The organism is Streptomyces sp. ISL-96, from assembly GCF_018614035.1.
Taxonomy (GTDB): Bacteria; Actinomycetota; Actinomycetes; order Streptomycetales; family Streptomycetaceae; genus Streptomyces.
Window position 1 is genome coordinate 89955 of the sequence record NZ_JAGGPA010000009.1, and the last position, 25379, is coordinate 115333.

Sequence of the window (25379 nt, forward strand, 5' to 3'; positions counted from 1 at the left end):
TCGGTCCCGGCGAGGGCCCCGGCGACGGCCGGCGGGAGGCCGCCCGTCGCCGGGGCGGCGAGCGCACGAGCGCAGCTGTCCTGCGACGTTCGACGTTATCCTGCGACGTTATCCTGCGACGTTTGCGTAGACGCGCGTTGCGAACTCGGCGATCTGTTCGTCGCTGAGGTTCTTGGCGAGGTTGGCTTCCGTGATCATTCCGACGAGCTGGTGGCCGCCTGCGACGTCGATGACGGGGACGCGCTTGATCTGGTGCGTCTCCATCGTCTGCAGAGCCTCGTTGGCGTCGGCGTCGGCGTCGATCCAGTGCACGGGCCCGCCCAGCGTGCCGGCCTGCACCGTCGCCGGGTCGATGCCTTCGGCGCAGCACTGCACGACGATGTCGCGGTCGGTGATCAGGCCGGTGAGCCTGTTGTCGTCGCCGCAGATTGGCAGACAACCGACGTTCAGGTCACGCATCATCTGCGCGGCGTCGTACAGCGACTGGTGCGCACCGATGCACTGGACCCCGCTGGTCATGATGTCGCGGGCCTTGAGCTGCTTGTTCGTAGCCATGATTTTTGGGTCCTCCCGCATTCGGGACGTTGTTTTCTCCTCCATCGATGACAACACGGATGGCTCACTGCCGCCCCTCGGGACCAGGGGACTATGGGGCGCGTCGCCGGTGCCGGTGCCGACGCCGGTGCTGGGGCGGCTGGGGGCTGGGTGGGTGTGGGTGTGGGTTCAGGAGCCGGCGGGTACGGCGTAGTCGCCGAAGCCGACCCAGTCGAGGGTCACGCAGGGTTCGTCGCCGAGTACCCAGGCGTCGTGGCCGGGCGCGATGGAGATGAAGTCGCCAGGTCCGGCTTCTCCGCTCTCGCCGTCGTCCATGACGACCTTCATCCGGCCGCTCACGACGTAGCCGACATGGGCAGCCTGGCAGCTGTCGGTCCCGGCGATGGGCTTGACGTGCTTGGACCACTGCCAGCCCGGCTCGAAGACGGCACGGCCCACCGGGCCTCGGTCTGTGGTGAGCAGATCGAGCCTGCCCTTTCCGTCCTCGAAGGGGCGGGTCTCATCTGGGGAGTCGAAGTTCTTGCACACGAGCGTGGCCATAGTCATCCGCCTCCTGGCGCGTAGCGCGCAGCGAGCGATTGCGATCCCCCGAGTCCACTTTCCAGGCTACGCCGGGGGCGTTGGTTGGGCGGCTTGGCGGGGGTCGGGGTCGGGGTCGCAAACCAAGGCTTGCTTCTGGGGGTTTCGGGCCGTCCCGGGCGCTCGAGTGTCGGTGGGCCGGGGCGGCGCGTCAAGGGCGCTCCTGCGTCGCGTCGCTGCGCGAGAACCCTTCGGGCTCCCCTTGACCCGCCGCCCCGGCCCACCGCTAACGCTTGTAGGGGGACGGCCCAAAGAAAAACGCCCTGCACGGGGGCTGGGGGAGTGGTGCGGGTGGGTTCGGTGGCTGTCGGCCGAGTGGGTGGGGCGCATGAGGTCTATGGGGTGGCGCGGCTCCAGCCTCAGCGACTGCGGCGACGGCCGCTGGTGCGACACCCCCATTCCCACGCACACGAGCACCCACACCGGTGGACGGCCGACCGACCGCGCCGACCTGCGGACTCATGTCGGCGCGGGTGGGGCGCGACAGTTGAATGGGGTGACTCGGGTGGGTGTGGCGTCCACCCCGGCCCGTGGTCGGTTGGGCCGCAAGCAGGTTGCTGATGTGGGTGGGTGGAGGGGCCTCCGGGGGTTGGTGGTCCTGCCGACGGTCCGGCCGGGACGATGACTCGACCGGGCCAGATGGGGCAATTCGCGCTCTCAGCCGGGCGGGAGGGGCACTGTCCCGGCTCCCACACCGGCGGGATGGGACGAACCCAGCACGTGACACACAGGCGCGTCCGTTTCGCCCCATATTTGACCCATGGGCGCGGTCTCGTCGTGCGTCATCTGTGGGGTTGGTTGCACGCCAATGGCAGAAGGCGGCTTCCGACGGTCCACCAGTCACAGCGGCCCTCTCCGGGAGCACGGAACGCAATGAACCCCGCACATGGCGAATCCGAAGACCCCTCCAACCCCACCAGTCCCAGCCGTATCGGTTGCGCCCGTCACGGGAGCGTTTCGACCGCAGCCCATCGCGCGGACGACCGGCTGATGTGCTGGCCCGGCGGCCGCCTGAACTATCGCCTTTGCTGGGGTTGGGCCGCTCCAGGAACCCGGTTCCGCGCTAGAAACGCAACTAACCCCGCACATGGCGAATCCCAACACCTCTCCAACCCCACACGTCCCAGTCGTAGCGTTTCCAGGCATCACAGGAGTGTTTCGACCCACGTCGTATCCACGGATCGCGCGCTGGCCAATGTGAGGTGGCAGGGGTTATGGCCGCTGGTGTCTTGCCGCATTCCCCCACCATCAGCAACGCGCTTGTAGCTCAACCGGCTCACCGGTCGGGGTGGACGCCTAGGGGTGTTTTGAAAGTCCCGCACAGCACCCACGGGCGTTAACGGCCGCCCGCCCCAGCACGGCCCGGGACCGGCCAGCGCCGACCGCGCACCCCTCGTCGCTCACCGAAGCCGACCGTCACGAGTGCTGCGTTTGACGACAGCTCGGCACGGGGCTGCACTGGATTCATGGACGCTGCGGCAGCCTCCGTCCTAGGGAGAGCAGCGATGACAACAATGGAGAGTTTCGACCTTCTGCAGCCGTACAAGATCGCCGAGGAGACGTTCGTCATCCCGTGGGCCCTTGAGGCCCCGCCGGTCGGCCACTTCCCGATGAACTCGATGGTGATCCGGGGAACCGAACCGGTCCTCGTGGACACCGGGGCGCCCGCAGTGCGCTCCCAGTGGCTGGAGGCAGCCTGGTCCGTCGTGGATCCCCTGGACGTACGGTGGATCTTCCTCACCCACGACGACCGCGACCACGCCGGCAACCTCCTGGCGGTCCTCGCGGAATGCCCGAACGCGACCTTGCTGACGACATGGTTCTCCATAGGCCGCATGGCCGAGGAGTGGGAGACTCCCATCAACCGGTGCCGCTTCATGACCGACGGCGACACGATCGACGCGGGCGATCGCACCCTGGTCGCTAAGCGACCGCCCCTGTACGACAACCCCACAACCCGCGCCCTCTTCGACCCGAAGGCCAACGTCCTGTGGGCCGTAGACACCTTCGCCACGAACGTGCCGACCCCTATGCCCGAAATGGCGGCACTGTCGCCAGACGAATTCCGCGACGGCCAGTTCTTCGGCGGAAGCCTGGTCTCCCCCTGGGTCGCCCTGCTGGACGCCCAAAAGTTCGGGACGGTCGTCACCGACTTCCAACACCTGAACGCCGAGGTCATCGCCGGCTGCCACTGCCCGGTCCTCCGCGGAGCCCAGATCCCCGAGGCCTACGACCTCCTCCGCCAGCTCCCCGGAATCCCACCGTGGGCAGAGTTCACCCAGACCGACCTGGACCAGTGGATGGCGGTTGCCGAGAGCTCAGTTCCGCCGGAGCAGCCGCGGCCGTCGGGGACGTGAGTGGCGCTGCCGCGCGGCGTTGGGATCTGCTGCACTCCGGCGCCTACGACCAGAAACCTGCCGCTCGGCTAGGCCGTGCTTAGAACTGGGATCCGTGTCTCGCCTTGTGCCGTGATGATCTCGGTGTGGGGCGAGGGGATCTTTCAGATGACCAGTGGGCGGTGTTGGGGCCGTTGGTGCCGGTCGGTGTTGGGCAGGCCGTCGGTATGTCGGCGGCGGTTGATCGACGGGATCCGCTGGCGTGTGGAACCGGTGCTCCGTGGCGCGATCTGCCGGGGGAGTACGGTCCGTGGCAGACGGTCTACGGGCTCTTCCGCCGATGGCAGCGCGACGGGACGTGGGCATTGGTGTTGACCGGGCTGCAGGCTCGGGCGGACGCGGCCGGACTGATCACGTGGGAGGTCAAGTCGACTCCACGATCTGCCGGGCTCATCAGCACGCGGCCGGTGCCCGGCGTGACGGGCAGGCCCAGAAGGAGCCGCCGGGCGGCAGCCAGGCCGAGCCTGATGACCACGGCCTGGGCAGGTCCCGCAGAGGCTGGACCACGAAGGTTCACCTGGCCTGCGAACAAGGGCAGAAGCCGTTATCGCTGCTGGTCACAGCCGGGCCGGGGAGACAGCCCGCAGTTCACGGCCGTTCTGGAAGCCATCCGGGTTCCTCGCCTCGGGCTGGGCCGGCCCCGCATCCGTCCCCTGCGGGTCCGTGGCGACGAGGCGTACTCGGCACGCGCGAACCGCGCGTATCTGCGTCGCCGGGGAATCCGCTGCACGATTCCGGAGCGCCGATCAGTCCGACCACCGCAGACGCCGGGGAGCGCTTGGCGGGCGGCCTCCAGCTTTCGATCGTGAGGACTACAAGGCCCGGCATGCGGTCGAGTGCGGCATCAACCGGCTGAAGAGGAACCGGGCAGTGGCCACCCGGTTCGACAAGCTCGCGGTCCGCTTCGAGGCAAACCGTCCTGATCGCCGCGATCAACGAATGGCTGTGACCTGCCGGAAGTGTCAGCACCACATGTCATTCTGGCCACGGTCAGGTCAGCGGGGCGAGGGGAGACAGGGGCGATGGGGGCTGCGTACTACCGCGCCGACAGTGAGAACGGCGACCGGATCGACGATCCGTCCGAGGACGCGCTGTTCATGCTGATCGACGACCTCAACGGTTCAGACGACACCTTCGTCGTCATCCAGCCCGGCGACGACGACCCGGCCTGGTTCACCTCCGTCGCGGTCCCGGACGAAGGCGGCTACGAGGTCGTCCGCCGCGACACGACCCGCCGCGAACACGACATCGCCACTGAGGCCAGCATCGACCAGATCGCCCGCGACCTCACGATCTGGATGGCCGCCCGCGACTTTCCCGGAGGGCCCACCCCGCACAACAGCAACTTCCAAAACACGCCCTAACCGGCCCGAGAGTCCCCCCATTCAACTGTCGCGCCCCACCTGCACGACCGTGAGTCCGCAGGTCGACCGGACATGCCAGCTGGCCGTCAGCGTGGGTGCTCGTGTGCGTCGGAATGGGGATGTCGCACCAGCGGCCGTTCCCGCAGCCACTGAGCCTGGGGCCGAGCCGCCCCCTCAACCTTCCGCGCCCCACTCACCGGGCCCGTCGGGCGGCGACGGTGAGCGGCCAATCGCCGGACCTTCCCGTGGGCGGCCCCCAACGCAGACGCGATCAACGCCCCAGGGCCGCCAACGCCCCTACCCCACGATGCGCTCGTCCTTGATCGCGTTCAGCAGCGCTGCCAAGGCCGTCGGCGTCGCGGTGGTGATCTCCGTGGGGCGGTCGCTCTCGCGGAGGTGGATGTGGCCAGTGGCGCCGGTTGCCAACTCGACGCATTCACCCTCGCCGCCGGTGCTGAATGAGGACTTCTGCCAGGTGAGCTGCGGCATCTGACTCCCTACAGTTCGTACATGATGTGCTGGATCAGGCTGAGCGAGTCCCGGCTGTCGTGAGACTCGGGTGCGGACTCCGGATCGACCGGTTCGAGCGCCAGTTCGGAGAGCCGCTCAAACATCTTGCCGTACTTGTCGTTGGCATCTCCATCCCCCAGGAAGACGGACTTCAGCGGGTGTTCGATGTAGACGGTGTCCAACTCCCGTGTCGCACCGCTGAAAAGAATGAACGGACGGCTGAACGCGGCGTAAGCACCGCGCTCGAAGGGGAAGATCTGGAGCGTCACGTTGGGCAGGCGGGCGATCTCGATCAGTCGCAGCAACTGCTTGCGCAGTGTCCTGGTGCCGCCCACGTGCAGGCGTAGAGCGGCCTCGTGGACGATTGCGTGGTACGGGACCGCGTCGGGGTCGGTCAGGACGCGTTGCCGGGCCATACGAAACGCCACGTATCGGTCCACACGCTCCTGGTCCTGATCCTGCTCGGCCGTGGAGACCACCGCGCGAGCGTAATCCTCGGTCTGGAACATGCCTGGAATGAAAAGCGGCTCGTGGATGCGGATGCCGGAGCAGCGAGACTCCAGTTCCGCGAGGTCGCGCGCCCTCGGTCCGATGGCGTTCTTGAAGTCGTCCCACCATCCCTTTCCCAGTTCCTGTGCCATTTCCATGAGCCCGTCGAAGTACGGGCCGTGTGGGCATCCGTACTCCCGCAGCAGCTTGTAGAGCCGGTTGCGGGACACGTCGATCCGGCCCGCCTCGATGTTGCTGATCCGCGTGCGGTCCGCGTCGAGCAGGGCGCCGGCCCGGTCGCCGGAAAGCCCCGCGCTGTTCCTGAGCTTGCGAAGTTCGAGCCCGAGCCGTCGCTGCCGCTCGCTGGGGTTGCTCCTGGGTGGCATGTTCGACCTCCTGCAGCGCAGTCTGCCGGTGCGAACCCCCGTGGTCACCGGAACGTTCGCCTGTCACCCACTCTGGTGACATATCTGGTAAACGGTTGCACCTAGCAAAACGCGTTCCCTACCTTCGGGAGCAACCGAACCAACCCCCGCAGCATGAGGAAGTACCCCCGGCCTTCGGCGATTTGAGGGCGGACCTGGTCACCACAACGCGCTGCGCGCTCCCAGGAGGCTCCCCATGGAGGACCCGCCCCGCCCCACCGACGTATCCCTCGTCTTCCCGCCCGACCCCGTCTGGGTCCGCACCGCCCGCGAGACCGTCCGTACGCTCCTCGCCGTCGCCGGCCGCGCCGACCTCACCGACGCCGCGCTCCTCCTCACCTCCGAGGCCGTCACCAACGCCGTCAACGCCTGCCGAACCACCGCGTGCACCAGCCCCGTGACTCTCTCCGCCGGATGGACCGACCCTCACCGGCTCCGAGTGCTCGTCCATGACGGCGCGCCGGGGCTCCCGGAATGCCGAGCACCCGCCGCCGAGGAGGAGGGCGGGCGCGGGATGATGCTGATCTCGTACGGCGCCGATGCCTGGGGCGTCTGCACGCACGGGCCCGGTAGGGGCAAGGCGACCTGGTTCGAACTCGGTCGGCTCAAGCTCGACAGGTCGTCACAGTGAGGACGCTGCCTGCGTTGCGACAGGTTGTAGCGGCGACGGTCGTGCCGTCCGGCTGACTGGCATGGGGAGTACGGCCCGGGTCTCGGACCGAACACTGCCGTCGTCTCATCAGTCATCCAGCATGGGGTACGGCAGTACCCCCGTCCTCGCCACCCTCCCGTACCACTGCGCGCTCGATTTCGGCGTGCGCGTCTGCGTCTCGTAGTCGACGTACACCGCGCCGAAGCGCTTGCTGTAGCCGTACGCCCACTCGAAGTTGTCCATCAGGGACCAGAGGAAGTAACCGCGCACATCGGCCCCGTCCCGCATCGCCCGCCGCACCGCCGCCAGGTGGCCGTACAGGTAGCGGATGCGGTCCGGGTCGTCGACCATGCCGTCGGTGGCGGGCTTGTCGTCGTACGCCGCGCCGTTCTCCGTGACCATCAGCGCGACGCCGGGGGCCTCACGGGCGTACCGCATCAGCAGGTCGTACAGGCCGGTCGGGTCGACGGACCAGTCCATCGCGGTCAGTTCGCCCGGCGGCCGGTGGAAGGCGACGGACTCCGAGCCGGGCCAAGGGGAGTGGTCACTCGGGCCGTGGCCGTCGCGGCGGGTGCCCGCCGTGCTGTCGGCGCTGGGCGCCGAAACCACCGCGGGTGAGTAGTAGTTGATGCCCAGGAAGTCGAGGGGCGCGCCTGCCGTCGCCGTGTCCCCGTCCCGTACGAAAGACCAGTCTGTCAGGTGCGCGGTGTCGGCGAGCAGGTCGGCCGGGTACTCGCCCGTCAGCATCGGGCCGGTGAATACGCGGTTCGCGAGGGCGTCGATGCGGCGCTGCGCGTCCAGGTCGCCCGCCGACCGCGTCAGCGGTCTGACCGCGCTCGGGTTGAGGCTTACGCCGATCCGCGCCCGCGCCGGAAGCGCGGCACGCAGCGCCTGTACGGCGAGGCCGTGGCCCAGGTTCAAGTGGTGGGCGGCGCGCAGGGCGGCCACCGGGTCGGTACGGCCGGGCGCGTGCACCCCGGATCCGTACCCCAGGAAGGCGCTGCACCAGGGCTCGTTGAGGGTGGTCCACAGCTCGACACGGTCGCCGAGCGCCTCCGCGACGAGGCTCGCGTACTCCGCGAAGCGGTACGCCGTCTCGCGCGCCGGCCAGCCGCCCCCGTCTTCCAGCTCCTGCGGCAGATCCCAGTGGTACAGGGTCAGGCTGGGCGTGATTCCGGCCGCCAGCAGCTCATCCGTCAGCGCCCGGTAGAAGTCCAGGCCGCGCTCGGCGGCCGGACCCCGGCCGGTCGGCTGCACGCGCGGCCAGGAGACCGAGAAGCGGTACGCGCTCAGCCCCAGGTCGGCCATCATCCGTACGTCGTCCCGCATCCGGTGGTAGTGGTCGACGGCCACGTCACCCGTGTCGCCGCCCAGCACCTTCCCCGGCGTATGGCTGAAGGTGTCCCAGATCGATGGGGTGCGGCCGTCTTCCCGCACCGCGCCCTCGATCTGGTACGCGGCGGTGGCGGAGCCCCACAGGAATCCGGGCGGAAAGCTCTCCGTGCTTGCTGTGCTCTCAGGCATGGAAGTCCTCCTTGTAGGAGAGGGAAAAGGAAAGTCAGCCCTTGACCGCGCCCTGCATGATCCCGCCCACGATCTGCCTCCCGAACAGCACGAAAGCCAGCAGCAGCGGCAGCGTGCCGAGCAGCGCGCCGGCCATGATGACCGACTGGTCCGGGACGAATCCCTGGCCGAGGTTGGCGAGCGCCACCTGCACGGTCGGGTTGTCCTGGGTGAGGGCGATGATCGGCCAGAAGAAGTCGTTCCAGGCGGCCACGAACGTGAGCATGCCCAGTACCGCCATAGCCGGTCGCGCGGCCGGGAAGACGATGTGCCAGATGACGCGAAGACTGCTCGCGCCGTCCACCCGCGCCGCCTCGACCAGTTCGCTGGGCAGCGCCTGCACCAGGTACTGGCGCATGAAGAAGACCCCGAAGGCGCTGACGAGAGTCGGCAGGATGACGGCCTGGAGCTGGTCGGTCCACTCCAGCTCCGCGACCGTCATGAACAGGGGTACGACGCTGAGCTGCGGCGGCACCATCATCGTGGCCACGACCAGCAGCATCAGCAGGTTCTTGAAGCGGAAGCGGAGCTTGGCGAACGCGAAGCCCGCGAGGGTCGAGAAGAGCACCGTACCCAGCGCGATCGTCCCGGCCACCACCGCCGTATTGAGCAGCGCCAGTCCCATGTTGGCGTCGGTCCAGGCCGTCTGGAGATTTTTGAAGAGGTTGCTGCCGAACCAGAACGGCGGCGGCGTCTGTGACAGCCGGGTGCTGTTGCGGGAGGCCGCGATCGCCGTCCACACAAGGGGGAAGAGCGACCCGACCGTGAAGATGATCAGCACGGCGTAGGTGAGGGGGCCGCCGTGCAGATGGCGGCCGGCGCGAGTACGCAATGTATTCGTCAATGGCTCTTCCTCAGGCGGCGGGCGATCAGCAGGTACACACCCGCGACGATCAGCAGAATCAGGAACATCGCCCAGGCGATAGCGGAAGCCCGCCCGAGGTGGAAGTTGAACCAGCCCTGCTCGTAGAGGTACAGGCCCAGGGTCTGGAACTGGTGCGACGCCCCGCCCTTCTGCCCGCCAGCCCCGCCGAACAGCAGCGGCTCACCGAAGAGCTGCGTCGCCCCGATCGTCGACACGACGACCGTGAAGAGGATCGTCGGGCGAAGGGAGGGGATGGTTACGTGGATGAACTGCTGCCATCTGGTCGCCCCGTCCAGCGCCGCCGACTCGTACAGGTCGTTCGGCACGGCCTGCATCGCGGCCAGATAGATCAGCGCGTTGTAGCCGGTCCACCGCCAGATCACGATTGTCGAGACGGCGACCTGCGACGACAGGGTCCCGCTCTGCCAGTCGACCTTCCCGAGCCCCACCGCGTCCAGTGCCCAGTTGATCATCCCGTAGTCGCGCCCGAAGAGGAGTACGAAGACGAGGGTCGCTGCCGCCACCGACGTGGCGTACGGAGTCAGGATCGCTACCCGGAAGAAACCCGAGGCGCGCAGCCGGTAATTGAGCAGATGTGCGATGCCGAGCGCCATCAGGAGCTGCGGCACCGTCGAGATGATTCCGATGGTGAAGGTGTTGCGCAGTGCGTTCCAGAAGAACTCGTCCTCCAGCAGCCGCGTGTAGTTGTGCAGCCCCACCCACTGCATGTCGTTCGGCGCCGACAGCGATACGCGGTGCAGCGACGACCAGCCCGTATAGAGGAGAGGGAAGACCCCGAAGGCCGCGAAGAAGACGAAGAAGGGCGCGACGAAGGCGTACGGGCTGTACTTCGTGTCCCAGCGGTAGCGCCTGCTCCGCCACACCCGGCGGCGGTCGGTGCCCTGCGGCCGCTCGACCGCCACGGGCGCGGGGCGGTCGGGGGCCGGGACCGCGTCCCCCGAGGAAGGGGACGCGGCCTGGTCGGACTGGTCGGTGTACGGACGCATCAGCCGTCCACCGCGTTGTCGATCTCCTTCAGGGCCGCCTTCCAGCCCTCCTCCGGGCTCTTGCCCTGCTGCTCCACCTGGAGGATGCCGACATCACCGAAAGCGGTACCGATCTGCTGATCCTTCGGGCCGATCACCAGCGTCGGAATGCCCTTGGCCGCCGCGGCGAAGAGCTGCCCGGTCGGTGCGTCGCCGAAGTACGGGTTCTTGGCGCCGGAGACCACGTCCAAGTCGTACGCCGGCGGGGTGGACGGGAAGCTCGCCTGCTTGTCGAAGAGCTTCGCCTGCTGTTCGGGTGCGGTCAGCCAGGCCGCCAGCTTGATCGCTTCCGCCTTGTTCTTGGCCGCCTTCGGTACGCCGATGAACGAGCCGCCCCAGTTGGCGGGCTTCGGCGCCGCCGCGACGTCCCACTTGTCCTCGCCCGCCTTGCCCGACTTCTCCTTGATGTAACCGAGCATCCACGGCGGGCAGGAGACGGTGGCGAAGGCCCCGTTGGCGTACGCCTGGTCCCAGGCCTTGTCGAACTGCTTCAGCTTGCCCGTCAGTCCGCCCTGCGCCGCCTGCATCGCCAGGTCCCATGCGGTCTTCACGGCCGGGCTGTCCTTGTAGATCAGCTTGCCGTCGCTGTCGTAGAACCGCTGCGCGTAACCGTTGTTGACGGCGGCGAAGAGGCCGGCGGCCGAGTCGGTGAACGTGGTGCCCTTGGGGCCCTTCGCCTTGTATTCCTTGCCGGCGTCGACGTACTTCTGCCAGTCGCCCGCCCACAGCTTGCCCACCGCCTCGCGGTCGGTCGGCAGCCCGGCCTTCTCGAACAGGTCCTTGCGGTAACACATGCCCATGGGCCCGATGTCCGTACCGAGCGCGATGGTCCGCCCGTCCTTGGTGGACCCCTGCGCCCACTTCCAGTCCAGCCAGTTGGACTTGTCGACACCCGGCGCCTTTGAAAGGTCCTCGAACTTGTCGGCCTGCGTGGTGGCGATCTCGTTGATGTTCCCGACCTCTATGGCCTGGATGTCCTGGAGGCCGCTGTTGGCCGCGAGGTGCGTCAGGAGTTCCGGGTAATACGTGTCGACGCGCTCGGTCACGTCCTCCTTGATGACGATCTCCGGGTGCAGCTTCATGTACTCGTCGTAGAGCCCGGCCTGTTTGTAGCCGAAGACGCCGAAGGTGCCGATCTCGATGACGGTCTTGCCCTTGGCGTCCTTCTTGCTGCCGCCGGAGCCACGGGTTCCCTCGTCGCTGTCCTCGGCGCAGCCGCCGAGCAGGCCGGCGCCGAGTGCGACCACAGCGGCGACGACCACCGTCCGGCGAGGCGTACGGGTACTGATGCGCATTGCGTCCTCCTTGCGCCCTGACGTGCCGACCCCCCGGCCAACTGCGTTGATGAGCCCCTGAGGTGCGGCTGCGGCCCGGGCGGGGAACGTGCGGGATGTGTATGAGTCCGGTAGTGTGGGAGCGCTCCCACATGTGATGTGTTGAAGGTTCGCGGCTCCTCGCGGGGGTGTCAAGGCACCGGACGCGGGATTTCGGGTCCGAGACCGCTATGAGATATTGCGCAGCGCCGTTCGGCCACCGGACGGCGACCGAACGGCGACCGAACGGCGACCGAACGGCGCACGATATGGGGAGGTCGGGACGATGGTGAATCGTGGAATCCGGGGCCAAGGGGGCCGGAGCGGCGGACGGCCGACTCTTGAAGAAGTGGCCGCACGCGCCGGTGTGGGCCGGGGCACCGTCTCCCGGGTGGTGAACGGCTCCCCGCGCGTCAGCGACGAGACCCGCGCCGCCGTGGAGGCCGCGGTGGACGAGCTGGGGTACGTACCGAACCGCGCGGCCCGCGCCCTCGCCGCCAACCGCACCGACGCCGTCGCGCTCGTCGTCCCCGAGGTCGAGTCCCGGTTCTTCGCCGAGCCGTACTTCTCCGACATCGTGCGCGGCGTCGGCGCCGCCCTCGACAGCACCGAGATGCAGCTGCTGCTCACCATCGTCGGCAGCGACCGCGAGCGCGGCCGCCTGGCCCACTACCTCGCCGGGCACCGTGTCGACGGCGTGCTGCTCGTCTCCGTGCGCGCCGACGATCCGCTGCCCGAGCAGCTGGTCCGGCTCGGCATCCCGACGGTCATCAGCGGCCGCCGCTCCGAGCAGGAGGCACTGCCCTGTGTCGACGCGGACAACGTGACGGGCGCGCAGAGCGCCGTGGCTCACCTCATATCCCGCGGCCGGCGCACGATAGCGACCATCACAGGACGACTGGAGGTGTACGGCGCCCAGTGCCGCCTCGACGGCTACCGCCAGGCCCTGGCCGCGGCCGGCCTCGGCGTCGACGAGCGGCTGATCGCCCCCGCCGACTTCACCGAGGAGGGCGGCCGCCGCGCCATGACCGACCTGCTCGAACGCAGTCCCGACCTGGACGCGGTCTTCGTCGCGTCGGACGTCATGGCGGCGGGCGCCCGCCAGGTCCTGCGCGAGCAGGGCCGCAGTGTCCCCGGCGATGTGGCGCTGGTCGGCTTCGACGACTCGCCCATCGCCCGGCACATGGACCCGCCGCTGACCAGCGTCCGGGTGCCGATCGAGGAGATGGGCCGCGAGATGACGCGCGTCCTGCTGGAAGAGATCGCCGACCGCCGCCCGGACGGCACGCGCAGCATCACCGCCCCGCGCCAGAGCGTGTTCCCGACGGAGCTGGTGACCCGTGCCTCGTCATGACCTGTACCCGTCATGACCCGTGCATGGTCATGACGGACACAGCAAAACGATCCGAGCCCCCGACCTGTTTCCAGGTCGGGGGCTCGGATCGATCAGGGTGAGTGACGGGACTTGAACCCGCGGCCACCTGGACCACAACCAGGTGCTCTACCAACTGAGCTACACCCACCGTGGCCGGTCGTTTCCGACCGGCTGAGAAAAAGTGTACAGGGTCCCAGAGGGTGCTCGCGCCCGGGTTTGACCGGGCCTCACCGAATGCTTATTACCCGTGTTCCGCAGGCAGGACGTACTTCGCGGCGATCTTCTTCGCCGTTTCGGAGTCGGGCCCGGGCTGCGGTACGAACACCGCTTCCCGGTAGTAGCGCAGCTCCGCGATGGAGTCCTTGATGTCGGCGAGCGCCCGGTGGTTGCCGTTTTTCTCCGGGCTGTTGAAGTACGCCCGCGGGTACCAGCGCCGGGACAGCTCCTTGATCGACGAGACATCCACGATCCGGTAGTGGAGGTACGCCTCCAGCTCCGACATGTCCCGCAGCAGGAACCCGCGGTCGGTGCCGACCGAGTTTCCGCACAGCGGGGTCTTGCCGGGCTCCTTCACGTATTTCTTCACGTAGGCCAGGACCTGTTCCTCGGCGTCGGCCAGCGTCGTTCCGCCGGCCAGCTCGTCGAGCAGGCCCGAGGCGGTGTGCATCTGCCGCACCACCTCGGGCATGGTCTCCAGGGCCGCGTCCGGCGGGCGGATCACGATGTCCACCCCGTCGCCGAGCACGTTGAGCTCCGAGTCGGTGACCAGTGCGGCCACCTCAATGAGTGCGTCGTCCGTCAGCGAGAGCCCGGTCATCTCGCAGTCGATCCACACCATGCGATCGTTCATATGTCTCACCCTACGGGGCGATCCCGCTGGCCGGGCAGCGTCGGGCGGCCGGGGGCGTACACGTCGGAGCCGGGCTTGCCCGGCTCGTGGTTCGACGAGGCCGCCGACGTGGTCGCCGAGGGTCCCGCCTGCGCGGCCGCCGCCGTACGCCTGCCCTGCTGCGGCACCGAGTCGCCGCCCTGGCCGCCCGCGGGCAGCCCTGACGCGACCGAATGCATCTCACTCTGCGGGCGCCGGGCCCGGTACGCCGCCCGGTACGCGGCCGGGGACGAGCCCAGCTGACGCCGGAAATGCCCGCGCAGCGCGACCGGCGAACGGAAGCCGCAGCGGCCCGCCACCTCGTCGACCGAGTAGTCGGACGTCTCCAGCAGACGCTGCGCCTGAAGCACCCGCTGAGTGATCAGCCACTGCAGGGGAGCGCTCCCGGTGAGGGAACGAAAGCGCCGGTCGAAGGTGCGGCGGCTCATATAGGCGCGCGCGGCCAGCGTCTCCACGTCGAACTGCTCGTGGAGATGCTCCAGCGCCCAGGCGACGACCTCGGCCAGCGGGTCGGCGCCGATCTCCTCCGGTAAAGACCTGTCGAGGTAGCGCTCCTGGCCGCCGCTTCGGCGCGGAGGTACGACGAGCCTGCGGGCCAGTGCCCCCGCCGCCTCGGTGCCGTGGTCCGTACGCACGATGTGCAGGCACAGGTCGATTCCGGCCGCCGTGCCGGCCGACGTGAGGACGTCGCCGTCGTCGACGAAGAGCTCGCGCGGATCGACGTGGACCGACGGGTAACGCTTGGCCAGCGTCGGCGCGTACATCCAGTGCGTGGTGGCCGGGCGGCCGTCGAGCAGCCCGGCTGCCGCCAGTACGAAGGCGCCGGTGCACAGCCCGACGATGCGGGCGCCCTCCTCGTGCGCGCGGCGCAGCGCGTCGAGCGCTTCCGGCGGTGGTGGCGAGGTGATGGACCGCCACGCCGGTACGACCACGGTGCCCGCTCTGCTCATCGCCTCCAGGCCGTAGGGCGCGGTGAGTTCGAGCCCGCCGGTGGTCCGCAGCGGTCCGTCCTCGCCCGCGCACACCAGTAGCCGGTAGCGGGGTACTCCTGCGTCCTGCCGGTCAATGCCGAACACAGAGAGCGGAATGGAGCTCTCGAAGATGGGGCCGCCGCTGAAGAGCAGCACGGCTACGATCTCCCGGCGGCGGCGTCCGGAGAGCTTCCGTGCGGCCTCCGGTACGGCAGTGGAGTCCTGGCTCATGACGCTAAGCCCCCCTTGGTGTTCGCGTCCTCTCGGTCCTGCACGTTTCCCCTCGGTCCTGCATGATTCCCCCGCCGTATATACCCATGATCGAATCTACTGTGTCCGGTGGCGCCGGCGTGACAACTTCGGCATTCGGCACTATGTCGACAAGGCCACTTGGCGCGAAGCATTCGATCACGAAGCGTTCCACTCACGGGCCCCGCAGGGAAGTGCGCGTCCCGCTCATGGCCCGTCCCCGTAGGGTGCATTGGCCGGAGACGGTCCTTTCATGCCTGGTGGAACGGGGGTGGGGAGGGTATTTCGACAAGGGTTGGGTAGCGGCCAGAAGTTGGCTGAAAAGGTACGGTCCCGTGTGTGCGAGCCCGTCATTCTCCCGGCGCGCTTCTTCCGGCATGACGCCCGCCCCGCCGCGCCCCCGGCACCTTCGCCTGTTCCCGCTTCCGTACCGCCGCGATTTCCCCGGCCGCCTCGGCCGCCGCGCGCTCGGACCGGCGCAGGAGTACCCGGCAGACGGCGGTCACGGCAGTGAGCCCCAGCGCGGCGGCGGCCGCCCCGCCGAACGACATCCCGTACACGACGAGCACCACAGGGACGAGGGCGCAGCTGAACGCGGCCCACCGCACCACCTCGCCGACAGTGTCGCCGACCGGAGCGGCGGCAGGAGTGGCGGGGGTGGTCGAAGGTCCGGGCACGGCGGGCTCCTCACGTACGCGGGCTTGGGCTCGTGACTAACGTACGGCGGGCCCGGGTGGTCACCGGTGGGTGAGCCTGTCGAGACAGCGTGTAATGGCCAACCGGCATTGCCTTACGGGCCGGGCTCGTGCATGCTCCCTGGAACGCCGCGTGAGGGACGGCGGGCTCTGGGCAGGAGAGGAGTGTCGCCGTACCCTTGGGGGTATGGGCTTGGGAAGATGATTCCCGGACACCGCTCCACCGCCCTTGCCACTGCTTCCCTCGACAAAAGCGACCAGCGACCCCTCCCAAGAGGATTCTTCGCCGAGACACCCATGGCCGGTCACGAACTCCCCGAACCCGCAGACCGCAAGCAGGTTGTCGATCCTCTGGACGACCTCCGGGCGGCGGAAGAAACACGCCATTCTTGCGATCCCGCCTTCCAGCACGGCGTGGTCGTCGGCTTCGACGGCTCCACGTCCAGTGAGCGGGCGCTTTCGTACGCGATCGGCATGGCGGTGCGGTCGGGCTCCGGTCTGATCATCGTCCATGTCGCCAACCGGCTGCCGACCACGGTCTGGGCGGGCTGCGAGCCCCCCGTCTTCGTGGACGTACCGGATCACCGCACCGAGGTGCTGGGGCTGGAGCTGGCCTGCGCGGGCTATCTCGCCGAAGTGCCGTGGATCCTCGTCGAGCGCGGTGGCGACATCTGCCACGAGCTGGAGGAGGTCGGCCAGGAGTACTCGGCCGACGCGATCGTGGTCGGCTCGACGCACGGCATCGTCGGGCGGATCTTCGGCTCGGTGGCGGGCCGGCTGGCGCGGCGCGCGCAGCGGCCGGTCATTGTGATCCCGTAACCCGTTCGTACGGGATCACAACGACCTTCTGGCTGCCGGCGGCTGCTACTCGACCGTCACGGACTTGGCGAGGTTACGCGGCTTGTCGATGTCGCGGCCCATGGCCAGTGCCGTGTGGTATGCGAGGAGTTGGAGCGGAATGCCCATGAGGATCGGGTCCAGCTCCGTCTCGTTCTTCGGGACCACAATGGTGTGGTCGGCCTTTTCCTGCTCGCGGTGCGCGACCGCCAGGATCCGGCCGCTGCGCGCCTTGATCTCCTCCAGCGCCGCCCGGTTCTTCTCCAGCAGCTCGTCGTCGGGCACGATCGCGACCGTCGGCAGCGCGGGCTCGATCAGCGCGAGCGGGCCGTGCTTGAGCTCGGAGGCCGGGTACGCCTCGGCGTGGATGTAGGAGATCTCCTTCAGCTTGAGGGAGGCCTCCAGCGCCACCGGGTAGCCGCGGACCCGCCCGATGAACATCATCGACTGGGCGCCCGCGTACTCCTCGGCGATCTTCTTGATGTCGTCCTCGGTCTCCAGGATCTCCGCGATCTGGGCGGGCAGCTTGCGCAGGCCCGCGATCAGCCGCTTGCCGTCCGAGACCGACAGGTCGCGGATGCGGCCCAGGTGCAGGGAGAGCAGTGCGAAGGCGACCACCGTGTTGGTGAAGCACTTGGTGGAGACGACGCAGACCTCGGGCCCGGCGTGGACGTACATGCCGCCGTCGGCCTCGCGGGCGATCGCCGAGCCGACGACGTTGACGACGCCGAGGACGCGGGCGCCCTTGCGCTTCAGCTCCTGCACGGCGGCGAGGACGTCGTACGTCTCACCGGACTGGGAGACCGCGACGTAGAGGGTGTCGGGGTCCACGACCGGGTTGCGGTAGCGGAACTCGGACGCCGGCTCGGCGTCGGCGGGGATGCGCGCCAGCTCCTCGATCAGCTGCGCGCCGATCATGCCCGCGTGGTACGAGGTGCCGCAGCCGAGGATCTTGACGCGGCGGATGCCGCGCGCCTCGCGGGCGTCCAGGTTCAGGCCGCCCAGGTGCACGGTGGAGAAGCGGTCGTCGATGCGGCCGCGCAGCACGCGGTCCACGGCGTCGGCCTGCTCGGAGATCTCCTTGTGCATGTACGTGTCGTGGCCGCCCATGTCGTACGACTCGGCCTCCCACTCCACGGTGGTCGGCGTGGCCGTCGTACGCGAGCCCTCGGTGGTGTACGTACGGAAGTCGTCGGCCTTGAGGGTGGCCATCTCGCCGTCTTCGAGGGTGACGATCTGGCGGGTGTGCGAGACGAGCGCGGCGATGTCGGAGGCGACGAACATCTCCTTCTCGCCGATGCCGAGGACGACCGGCGAGCCGTTGCGGGCCACGACGATGCGGTCGGAGAAGTCGGCGTGCATGACGGCGATGCCGTACGTGCCCTCGACGTGGCGCAGCGCCTCGCGGACCTTCTCCTCAAGGGTGACCGCCTGGGAGCGGGCGACGAGGTGGACGAGGACCTCGGTGTCGGTCTCGGAGAGGAACTCGACGCCGTCGGCGACCAGCTTCGCGCGCAGCTCGGTGGCGTTGTCGATGATGCCGTTGTGTACGACGGCGACCTTGCCCTCGGCGTCGAGGTGCGGGTGCGCGTTCTCGTCGCTCGGGGCGCCGTGGGTGGCCCAGCGGGTGTGCGCGATGCCGGTGGTGCCGGCGAAGCGCTTGGGGACCTTGGCCTCCAGGTCGCGGACGCGGCCCTTCGCCTTGACCATCTTCAGGCCGCTGGCCTTCGGGCTCGTGATGACGATGCCCGCCGAGTCGTAGCCGCGGTACTCCAGGCGCTGGAGGCCTTCGAGCAGCAGCGGGGCGACGTCACGCTTGCCGATATAACCGACGATTCCGCACATACAGTCTGTATCCCTCGAGTCGTGTGGTGTGGGTGCCCGGCCGTGTCAGCCGTAGACGATGCGGCGCAGCTGGCGGAGTGAGAGTTCCGGCGGCGCCACGGCGCGGTGTGGCAGCTCGGCCGCGATCCGTTCGAAGATCTCCGTGTTCACCAGGCCGCCGGACTGCAGCTCGCGGTGGCGGCGGCGCACAAAGTCCTCGGCCGTCTCGTCGAAGTACGCGAGTACGTCGAGCACCACCCGGGCGGCCTCACCGCGCGGGAGCGCGGTGCTGCGGACCAGATGGTCGATGAGGTCGTCGTACGGGGACGACGGGCGGCGATCGAGCACCCGGTAGATACTGCGGGGGATTCGGGGCGTACGCAAGAAATCTGCCCGTAATCGGGCAGGATTTCGGTCACAGAGGGGAAAGTGTGGGCCGGAGTCCCGTCCGGCTTGCGGCGGACGCGCGGGACACGAGATGGGGAAGTGGTCTAAACCCTTGACCCTGGACGGGGTGCGCGATACGCATGGTGACCATTCGCCTGCACCACGCCACCGTTGCGAAGCCCGCTGAAGGGACCGCTCGTGAGTCAACGCAGAAGGATTCCACGCCTGTTCGCCCCGCTGCTGCTCGTCGTCGCCGTCGGCGCGACGAGCATCGCGGCCGCTCCGGCCGCCGCCGAGCCGGCCGCCGAAGCGAGACCGTTGGGCCAGGTGATTCCGGCGCCCGCCTCCGTCTCAGAGGGCGGGTCTTCTTATGCCCTCACGAGCCGTACGCGCATCAGGGTCGACGACGAATCGCGCGAGGCGCGGCGGATCGGCTCGTACCTCGCGGACATACTGCGTCCCTCCACCGGCTTCCCCCTGCCCGTCACCGACTGGGACGCCAGGGACGGCATCCGGCTGCGGCTCGACTCCGAGGACGACTCGCTGGGCGACGAGGGCTACCGGCTGGAGTCCGGCCGCCACGGCGTGACCATCAGCGCCCTCAAGCCCGCCGGGCTCTTCCACGGCGTGCAGACGCTCCGTCAGCTGCTGCCCGCCTCGGTGGAGAAGGACACGCGGCAGCAGGGGCCGTGGGTCGTCGCGGGCGGCAGCATCAAGGACGTGCCGCGCTACGGCTACCGGGGCGCGATGCTCGACGTCTCGCGGCACTTCTTCAGCGTGGACAAGGTCAAGACGTACATCGACCAGATGGCGCTCTACAAGATCAACAAGCTGCACCTGCACCTCACCGACGACCAGGGCTGGCGCATCGCCATCGACTCCTGGCCCCGGCTGGCGACGTACGGCGGCTCCACCCAGGTCGGCGGCGGTCCCGGCGGCTACTACACGAAGGCCGAGTACAAGGAGATCCTGCGGTACGCCGCCTCCCGTCACCTGGAGGTCGTCCCCGAAATGGACATCCCCGGCCACACCAACGCGGCGCTCGCCTCGTACGCCGAGCTGAACTGCAACGGCGTCGCGCCGCCCCTCTACACGGGGACCAACGTGGGCTTCAGCTCGCTGTGCGTGCCGAAGGACATCACGTACCGCTTCCTGGACGACGTGGTGCGTGAGATCGCCGCGATGACGCCCGGCAAGTACTTCCACATCGGCGGCGACGAGGCGCACTCCACGCCGCACGCGGACTACGTCACCTTCATGGACAAGGCGCAGGCCATCGTCGGGAAGTACGGCAAGACGGTGATGGGCTGGCACCAGCTGACGGGCGGGAACCCGGTCGAGGGCGCCGTCGCCCAGTACTGGGGTCTCGACAGGACCTCGGCCACGGAGAAGGCGCAGGTCGCCAATGCCGCCAAGAACGGGACGAAGCTGGTGCTGTCGCCGGCGGACCGGGCGTACCTCGACATGAAGTACGACAAGAGCACGCCGCTGGGACTCAACTGGGCGGGCTACGTGGAAGTGGAGCGCTCGTACGACTGGAACCCGGGGAACTACCTGCCGGGTGCGCCGGCCGAGTCCGTCCTGGGGGTCGAGGCGCCCATGTGGTCGGAGACCGTCTGGACCAACGACCAGGTCGAGTACATGGCGTTCCCGAGGCTGCCGGGCATCGCGGAGCTCGGCTGGTCGCCCGCGGCCACGCACGACTGGGACACGTACAAGGTGCGGCTGGCGGCGCAGGGGCCGCGGATGTCCGCGCTGGGGATCGACTACTACCGCTCGGCGCAGGTGCCGTGGGCTGCGGAGTAGCGGCGGCTGGATCCGTCGGCCCCGGCCCCTGTCACCGTCAGACGACCTTCTTGGCCTTCTCGATGGCCTCGGCGAGGTCTTCGAGGATCGGGGCGCACTTGTCGTAGGAGTAAATCGGCTCCGTGGTGCGCGGGACGACCTGGCCGGCCTTGACGGCGGGCAGCCGGGTCCAGGTCGGCTTGTCCTTGAGGGCGGACGGCTGCAGGACGGCGGTCCGGTTGTCCATCATGATGATGTCGGCCGGGTACTTGTCGACGTTCTCCCAGCTGAGCTCCTCGAAGAAGCCGGCCGCGTTCACCTTCGGCTCGACGAACTTCACGCCCAGCTCCTGGAAGTAGAGCGTGTCCGCCGCCGTCTTCGCGAGGGTGACGTAGAAGAGGTCCGGGCTCGCGGAGCCGATCATGACCCTGACCTTCGGGTTGGCCTTGGCGGCCTGGCGCAGGCGTTCGGCGGCCTTCTCGAAACGGACCTTGGAGTCGGTGATCTTCTTGGACTTGATGTCGGCGCCCAGGGACTCGGCGAGGTCGGCGTGGCGCTGGATCGCCTTGGGGATGGTGGTCTCGGCGGCCCACAGCGCGACGCTCGGAGCGCCGACCTTGAGGATCTTCGCGGTGAACTGCTCGGGGACGTAACGCCCGTGAACGCGACGATGTTCTTGGGGGTGGCCGGCTGCTTCGCCGTCTTGCCGCGGTCGTCCTTGAAGGACCACGGCCCCGACTTCCCGGTGGCCGTCTCCTCGTTCTTCGCGGCGGTCTTCCCGCAGGCGGTCAGCGCGGCGCCGATGCCGAGGGCGCCACCGACGGCCAGCAGGCTGCGACGGGAGAGGCGGGAAGGTCGGGCGTGAGGCATGACGGTGTCTGCTTTCGTACGTGCGGCTGGGGTCCTGGTCCACAGGTGGACAAGTTGAAGTTAGGTTAGGCTAACCTTACAAGCTGTCCGGGGGGGGGGTTCCTGGCGCTACGCTGCGCCGATGCTCTCGAAGGCCTGGTGGGCCGTGTCGCGCCGGCGGATTCCCCCGCTCGCCGTGGACGCGGTCCTCACCCTGTCGTACGTGGGCGTCAGCCTGCTGCTCGGCGACGAGCATCCGCCCGCGGGGTGGCGGGAGATGGACCGGACCGGGGTCGCCCTCATCTGGCTGATCAACCTTCCGCTGGTGGTGCGCAGGCGGTCGCCGGTCGCGGTGATGGTCGTGCTGTGCACCCTGTGGGCCTGGTACATCCACCTCGGCTACTGGCCCGTCGTGAACTCGCTCGGCTCACTGATGGCGCTCTACACCGTCGCTTCGCTGCGTACGCCACGCACGACAGCCGCCTGCGCCGCCCTGGTCAGCGTGACGTGGTGGTACGGCGGCTGGGCCCGCGAAGGGGGCTCCATGCCTACGGTGATCGCCCAGAGCGTGGTGATTCCCGCCGGTATCTGCTGGTTCGGCGCGGCGGCCCGGCGTCTCGCTGAACGCAATGCGCAACTAGCGGTTCTGGCAGCGCAGTTGGAGCGGGAACAGGAGGGGCGGGCGCGGCGGGCCGTCACCGACGAGCGCGTACGCATCGCCCGGGAGCTCCACGACGTCGTCGCCCACCATCTGTCCGTCATCTCCGTCCAGGCGGGGCTCGCCCAGTACGTCGTCACGACCGACCCCGCCACGGCGGAGAAGGCCCTGCGCACGGTGGGCGAGACGACGCGCGAGGCGCTGCACGAGATGCGCCGCACGCTGTCGCTGCTGCGCGCGGACCCGGAGGAGGAGGGGGAGGCCACCGGCGGGTTCGCGCCCGCGCCCGGCCTCGGCCGGCTGGGTGAACTCACCCGGCGCGTACGGGAGACGGGAGTGCCGGTGCGGCTGCGCGTCACGGGGCAGCCGCGTCCGCTGGCGCCGGGGGCGGAACTCTGCGCCTACCGGATAGTCCAGGAGGCCCTCACCAACGTGCTCAAACACGCCCCCACCGCCCGGCGCGTGGACGTCGCGGCCGACTACCTGCCGGACGAGGTACGGATCACCGTCACCGACGACGGCCACGGCGGTGGTAGGGATCGCGCCACAATCGGCGCCGGGCAGGGCCACGGCTTGATCGGCATGCGTGAGCGCGCCAAGCTCTACGGCGGGAGTCTGTCCGCGGGGCCGCGGCGCGAGGGAGGATTCGAGGTCGGACTCGTTCTGCCCGCGCCGCGCGCACCCGGTGTGCAGAAAGGGGATTGACGGGCCGGGGGAACGCCGGCCGGGTGAAGGAGCCGACCGCGGTGACCACGGTGCTTGTTGTCGACGACCAGGACCTCATCCGGGCAGGCCTCGCGGCGCTGCTGCGGGCGGCTCCGGGGATCGAGGTGGCGGGCGAGGCGGCGAACGGCGAAGAGGCCGTACGGCTGGCGTCGGCCCTGCGCCCTGAAGTGATCCTGATGGACATCCGCATGCCCGCCATGAGCGGAATCACCGCCACCGAGCGCATCCTCGCGGAGGCCGGCGACCCTCCGCCCAAGATCATGGTGCTGACCACCTTCGACCTGGACGAGTACGTGTACGCCGCCCTGCGTGCCGGAGCCTGCGGGTTCCTGCTCAAGTCCGCGGGGCCCGAACGCCTGCTGGCCGCCGTCGACGTGGTCGCGGCCGGTGACCTGCTGTTCGCGCCGACCGTGACACGCCGCCTGGTCGAGTCGTACCTCAACTCCCCGCTGGCCCGGTCCGCCGGGCCGGCGACCCACCCGGACCTGTCCGTCCTGACCTCGCGCGAGCTGGAGGTGCTGCGCCTGGTCGGGACCGGTCTGTCGAACCTGGAGATCGCCAACAAGCTGGTCATCAGCGAGTCGACGGTCAAGACCCATCTCAACCGGACGATGACCAAGCTGGGCCTGTCCAGCCGCGCGCAGGCGGTGGTGCTCGCCTACGAGACCGCCCTCGTCGTGCCCGGCGGCCTGGATGTACCGCAATAGTCCACAAGGACATCAACCCTGGGTGCGACGCGCCCGCTCCGCGCCCGCCCTAGGCTCTCGCAGTGCCGGCGCGGGGATGAGGCACACGGGGGCCCCGCGCCGGCACATCCATGCCGAGACCTAGGGGGACGCCCATGGACCCGTACGCGAGACCCTTAGCGAGACCCGTACCGAAACCCGCACCGAGACCCTTGTTCAGCCGCAGGCGCGCCCTTGGCCTGCTGGCCGCGACCGGTGCGCTCACCGCACTGCCGGCCACCGCCCGGCGCGCCGACGCTGCGGCCAGGCCCGCGGCCGCCCGGGCTGCCGCCTTCGTGGGCGACCCGGTCCACTACTGGAACGGCGTCCTGCTGGACGTGTTCAGGAAGCAGACCGGTGTCGGACCGGGGCCGCTCGCGCGTGCGGCCGCCATGACCAATGTGGCGATCTTCGACGCCGTCAGCGCGTACTACAACACCTGGTACAAGATGAAGTACCGGCCGTATCTGGAAGCGCCCAAATACTCCGGGGCGCCCTTCCAGCAGGGCCCGGACGAGCAGGAGCGCGTGATCGGGTTCACCGCCCGCGACATCCTCGTGCGGCTCTTCCCGAACGAGAGCCTGTTCGTCAACCAGCGCTTCAAGGACCGGTTCGGCAACGACTGGACCGCCTTCGACATCATCAAGCCGCTGATCGCCGAACCCACGGCCAAGCGCGTCTGGGACCACCGTCTGCTCGACAGGTCGAGCAACGAGGACGCGTACAACCTCGACGGAAAACCCGGTGCCTGGCGTCCGACCGGTGGCGCGTCCTGTTCACAGGAGAGCGACGCGGTCGACCCGTACTGGGGACTGGTGGAACCCTTCGCCATCCCGGCCGGCGCGCATTTCCGGCCACCGACGCCGGAGCGCTTCGCCACGTACGAAGCCCTCCTGGCCAGTGAGGAGTACCGCAAGCAGGTGGAAGAGGTGCGCCGGGTGGGGTCGGCCACCGCCTCGCCCGCCGACCGCGACGCCGACAAGACCGCCGCCGCGTGGTTCTGGGCGAACGACGCCGACCGGACGTACAAGCCGCCGGGGCAGCTGATCGACCACACGCGGACTGTCACCGCGCTGCGGAAGCTGGACACCTACGAGAACGCCCGGCTGTTCGCGCTGCTGTCGCTGGCCCTCGCGGACGCCGCGATCGCGGAATGGGACGTGAAGTACCGCACGGAGATCGACCTGTGGCGGCCGGTCTCGGCCATCCGAGAGGGCCTCGGCGACACGGCCTGGCAGCCGCTCGGCGCCACGCCGTGCTTCCCCGCCTGGGCTTCGGGGCATGCTGCGTTCGCCGGTGCGTGGGGCACGATCATGCGGGCGTACTTCAAGACCGACGCGATCGCGTTCGAGGGCCGGACGGACGACACCAAGTCCCCGGTGCGCACGCGCAGGTTCACCGGCTTCCGTCACGCCGAGGAGGAGAACGCCATGAGCCGCCTCTACCTCGGTGTGCACTACCGCTGGGACGCCACCGACGGCTTGCAGCTCGGCCGCGATGTCGGAAACCACGTCTTCACGAACAAGCTCCAGGAGATCTGACGGCTCCCGGGCCCCGCACCTTGTGTGGCTCGGATGCTGACTCTGTCGGGGATCTTGGGGTTTTCCGGTGGGGCAGCGTGATCAGCGGGCATGCTCGGGCTGTCCCGCAGG

The 25379-nt window shown here is 69.0% G+C and carries 22 protein-coding genes, 1 tRNA gene and 2 pseudogenes; 10 read left to right on the forward strand and 15 right to left on the reverse strand.

All coding sequences use genetic code 11. The features are described 5' to 3' along the window. Window positions 1-108: 108 nt before the first annotated feature. Together J7E96_RS06235 and J7E96_RS06240 are read right to left on the reverse strand one after the other, a co-directional pair. Window positions 109-555 carry a CBS domain-containing protein gene (locus J7E96_RS06235; protein ID WP_215128268.1) on the reverse strand — a complete coding sequence of 149 codons (447 nt, stop codon included), beginning with the start codon at window positions 553-555 and terminating at the stop codon, window positions 109-111. A gap of 168 nt (window positions 556-723) precedes the next feature. Beyond that, a complete protein-coding gene (locus J7E96_RS06240; protein ID WP_215128270.1) occupies window positions 724-1095 on the reverse strand; it encodes a cupin domain-containing protein in 372 nt (123 codons plus the stop codon). A 1544-nt stretch (window positions 1096-2639) separates the two neighbouring features. On the opposite strand from J7E96_RS06240, the gene J7E96_RS06245 reads away from it, so the two are divergent. From J7E96_RS06245 to J7E96_RS06255, 3 genes and pseudogenes are all read left to right on the forward strand, one after another. After that, on the forward strand, window positions 2640-3491 hold the full coding sequence (locus J7E96_RS06245; RefSeq protein WP_251069483.1) for an MBL fold metallo-hydrolase: 852 nt from the start codon (window positions 2640-2642) through the stop codon (window positions 3489-3491). Between the two features lie 125 nt (window positions 3492-3616). Next, window positions 3617-4479 (forward strand): annotated as a pseudogene (locus J7E96_RS06250) (IS5 family transposase). A gap of 73 nt (window positions 4480-4552) precedes the next feature. Continuing rightward, on the forward strand, window positions 4553-4894 hold the full coding sequence (locus J7E96_RS06255) for a hypothetical protein (RefSeq protein ID WP_215128272.1): 342 nt from the start codon (window positions 4553-4555) through the stop codon (window positions 4892-4894). Window positions 4895-5191: 297 nt separating this feature from the next. On the opposite strand, the gene J7E96_RS06260 is transcribed toward J7E96_RS06255, so the two are convergent. Both J7E96_RS06260 and J7E96_RS06265 read right to left on the reverse strand, forming a co-directional pair. Then, window positions 5192-5383, reverse strand: coding sequence for a DUF397 domain-containing protein (locus tag J7E96_RS06260; RefSeq protein ID WP_215128274.1), 192 nt, complete (start codon window positions 5381-5383; stop codon window positions 5192-5194). 8 nt (window positions 5384-5391) lie between these two features. Next, window positions 5392-6279, reverse strand: coding sequence for a helix-turn-helix transcriptional regulator (locus tag J7E96_RS06265; RefSeq protein ID WP_215128276.1), 888 nt, complete (start codon window positions 6277-6279; stop codon window positions 5392-5394). 235 nt (window positions 6280-6514) lie between these two features. Here J7E96_RS06265 and J7E96_RS06270 point away from each other — a divergent pair, with 235 nt between their 5' ends. Next, a complete protein-coding gene (locus J7E96_RS06270) occupies window positions 6515-6949 on the forward strand; it encodes an ATP-binding protein (protein ID WP_215128278.1) in 435 nt (144 codons plus the stop codon). 108 nt (window positions 6950-7057) lie between these two features. Here the strand turns inward: J7E96_RS06270 and J7E96_RS06275 are convergent, their stop codons facing one another. From J7E96_RS06275 to J7E96_RS06290, 4 genes are read right to left on the reverse strand one after another with little or no spacing between them, the layout of a single operon-like run. After that, on the reverse strand, window positions 7058-8494 hold the full coding sequence (locus J7E96_RS06275; protein ID WP_215128280.1) for a GH1 family beta-glucosidase: 1437 nt from the start codon (window positions 8492-8494) through the stop codon (window positions 7058-7060). A 34-nt stretch (window positions 8495-8528) separates the two neighbouring features. After that, a complete protein-coding gene (locus J7E96_RS06280; RefSeq protein ID WP_215128282.1) occupies window positions 8529-9377 on the reverse strand; it encodes a carbohydrate ABC transporter permease in 849 nt (282 codons plus the stop codon). Continuing rightward, window positions 9374-10405: a carbohydrate ABC transporter permease gene (locus J7E96_RS06285; protein WP_215128284.1), complete on the reverse strand. Its 1032-nt coding sequence runs from the start codon at window positions 10403-10405 to the stop codon at window positions 9374-9376. The genes J7E96_RS06280 and J7E96_RS06285 overlap by 4 nt, the downstream gene beginning before the upstream one ends. Then, window positions 10405-11739: an extracellular solute-binding protein gene (locus tag J7E96_RS06290; RefSeq protein ID WP_215128285.1), complete on the reverse strand. Its 1335-nt coding sequence runs from the start codon at window positions 11737-11739 to the stop codon at window positions 10405-10407. Before J7E96_RS06290 ends, J7E96_RS06285 begins: the two co-directional genes overlap by 1 nt. Before the next feature lie 304 nt (window positions 11740-12043). Between J7E96_RS06290 and J7E96_RS06295 the strand changes: the two genes are divergently transcribed. Then, the gene (locus tag J7E96_RS06295; RefSeq protein ID WP_215128287.1) at window positions 12044-13111 is read left to right on the forward strand and encodes a LacI family DNA-binding transcriptional regulator; all 1068 of its coding nucleotides are present in this window, start codon (window positions 12044-12046) and stop codon (window positions 13109-13111) included. A 96-nt stretch (window positions 13112-13207) separates the two neighbouring features. On the opposite strand, the gene J7E96_RS06300 is transcribed toward J7E96_RS06295, so the two are convergent. The 4 genes from J7E96_RS06300 to J7E96_RS06315 form a co-directional block, all read right to left on the reverse strand. Next, window positions 13208-13280, reverse strand: a tRNA-His gene (locus J7E96_RS06300). Window positions 13281-13373: 93 nt separating this feature from the next. After that, window positions 13374-13982: an oligoribonuclease gene (gene orn / locus J7E96_RS06305; protein ID WP_215128289.1), complete on the reverse strand. Its 609-nt coding sequence runs from the start codon at window positions 13980-13982 to the stop codon at window positions 13374-13376. 5 nt (window positions 13983-13987) lie between these two features. Next, complete coding sequence (locus J7E96_RS06310; protein WP_215128291.1) at window positions 13988-15223, reverse strand: helix-turn-helix domain-containing protein; 1236 nt, start codon at window positions 15221-15223, stop codon at window positions 13988-13990. Between the two features lie 368 nt (window positions 15224-15591). Further along, complete coding sequence (locus tag J7E96_RS06315) at window positions 15592-15918, reverse strand: hypothetical protein (protein WP_215128293.1); 327 nt, start codon at window positions 15916-15918, stop codon at window positions 15592-15594. A gap of 315 nt (window positions 15919-16233) precedes the next feature. On the opposite strand from J7E96_RS06315, the gene J7E96_RS06320 reads away from it, so the two are divergent. Next, window positions 16234-16755, forward strand: coding sequence for a universal stress protein (locus J7E96_RS06320; protein ID WP_215128438.1), 522 nt, complete (start codon window positions 16234-16236; stop codon window positions 16753-16755). Between the two features lie 45 nt (window positions 16756-16800). On the opposite strand, the gene glmS is transcribed toward J7E96_RS06320, so the two are convergent. Both glmS and J7E96_RS06330 read right to left on the reverse strand, forming a co-directional pair. Further along, on the reverse strand, window positions 16801-18618 hold the full coding sequence (gene glmS, locus J7E96_RS06325) for a glutamine--fructose-6-phosphate transaminase (isomerizing) (protein ID WP_215128294.1): 1818 nt from the start codon (window positions 18616-18618) through the stop codon (window positions 16801-16803). A 45-nt stretch (window positions 18619-18663) separates the two neighbouring features. Then, the gene (locus J7E96_RS06330; protein WP_215128296.1) at window positions 18664-18945 is read right to left on the reverse strand and encodes a hypothetical protein; all 282 of its coding nucleotides are present in this window, start codon (window positions 18943-18945) and stop codon (window positions 18664-18666) included. A gap of 237 nt (window positions 18946-19182) precedes the next feature. Between J7E96_RS06330 and J7E96_RS06335 the strand changes: the two genes are divergently transcribed. Next, window positions 19183-20790, forward strand: coding sequence for a beta-N-acetylhexosaminidase (locus tag J7E96_RS06335; protein ID WP_215128298.1), 1608 nt, complete (start codon window positions 19183-19185; stop codon window positions 20788-20790). A 37-nt stretch (window positions 20791-20827) separates the two neighbouring features. Here J7E96_RS06335 and J7E96_RS06340 read toward each other — a convergent pair. Beyond that, window positions 20828-21639, reverse strand: a pseudogene (locus J7E96_RS06340) (ABC transporter substrate-binding protein). Window positions 21640-21760: 121 nt separating this feature from the next. On the opposite strand from J7E96_RS06340, the gene J7E96_RS06345 reads away from it, so the two are divergent. From J7E96_RS06345 to J7E96_RS06355, 3 genes are all read left to right on the forward strand, one after another. Further along, window positions 21761-22981, forward strand: coding sequence for a sensor histidine kinase (locus J7E96_RS06345; RefSeq protein WP_215128300.1), 1221 nt, complete (start codon window positions 21761-21763; stop codon window positions 22979-22981). A gap of 41 nt (window positions 22982-23022) precedes the next feature. After that, a complete protein-coding gene (locus J7E96_RS06350; RefSeq protein WP_215128302.1) occupies window positions 23023-23709 on the forward strand; it encodes a response regulator transcription factor in 687 nt (228 codons plus the stop codon). A 191-nt stretch (window positions 23710-23900) separates the two neighbouring features. Continuing rightward, window positions 23901-25268 (forward strand): vanadium-dependent haloperoxidase, encoded by a 1368-nt coding sequence (locus tag J7E96_RS06355; protein ID WP_251069486.1) that lies wholly within the window; start codon window positions 23901-23903, stop codon window positions 25266-25268. Window positions 25269-25379 lie beyond the last annotated feature (111 nt).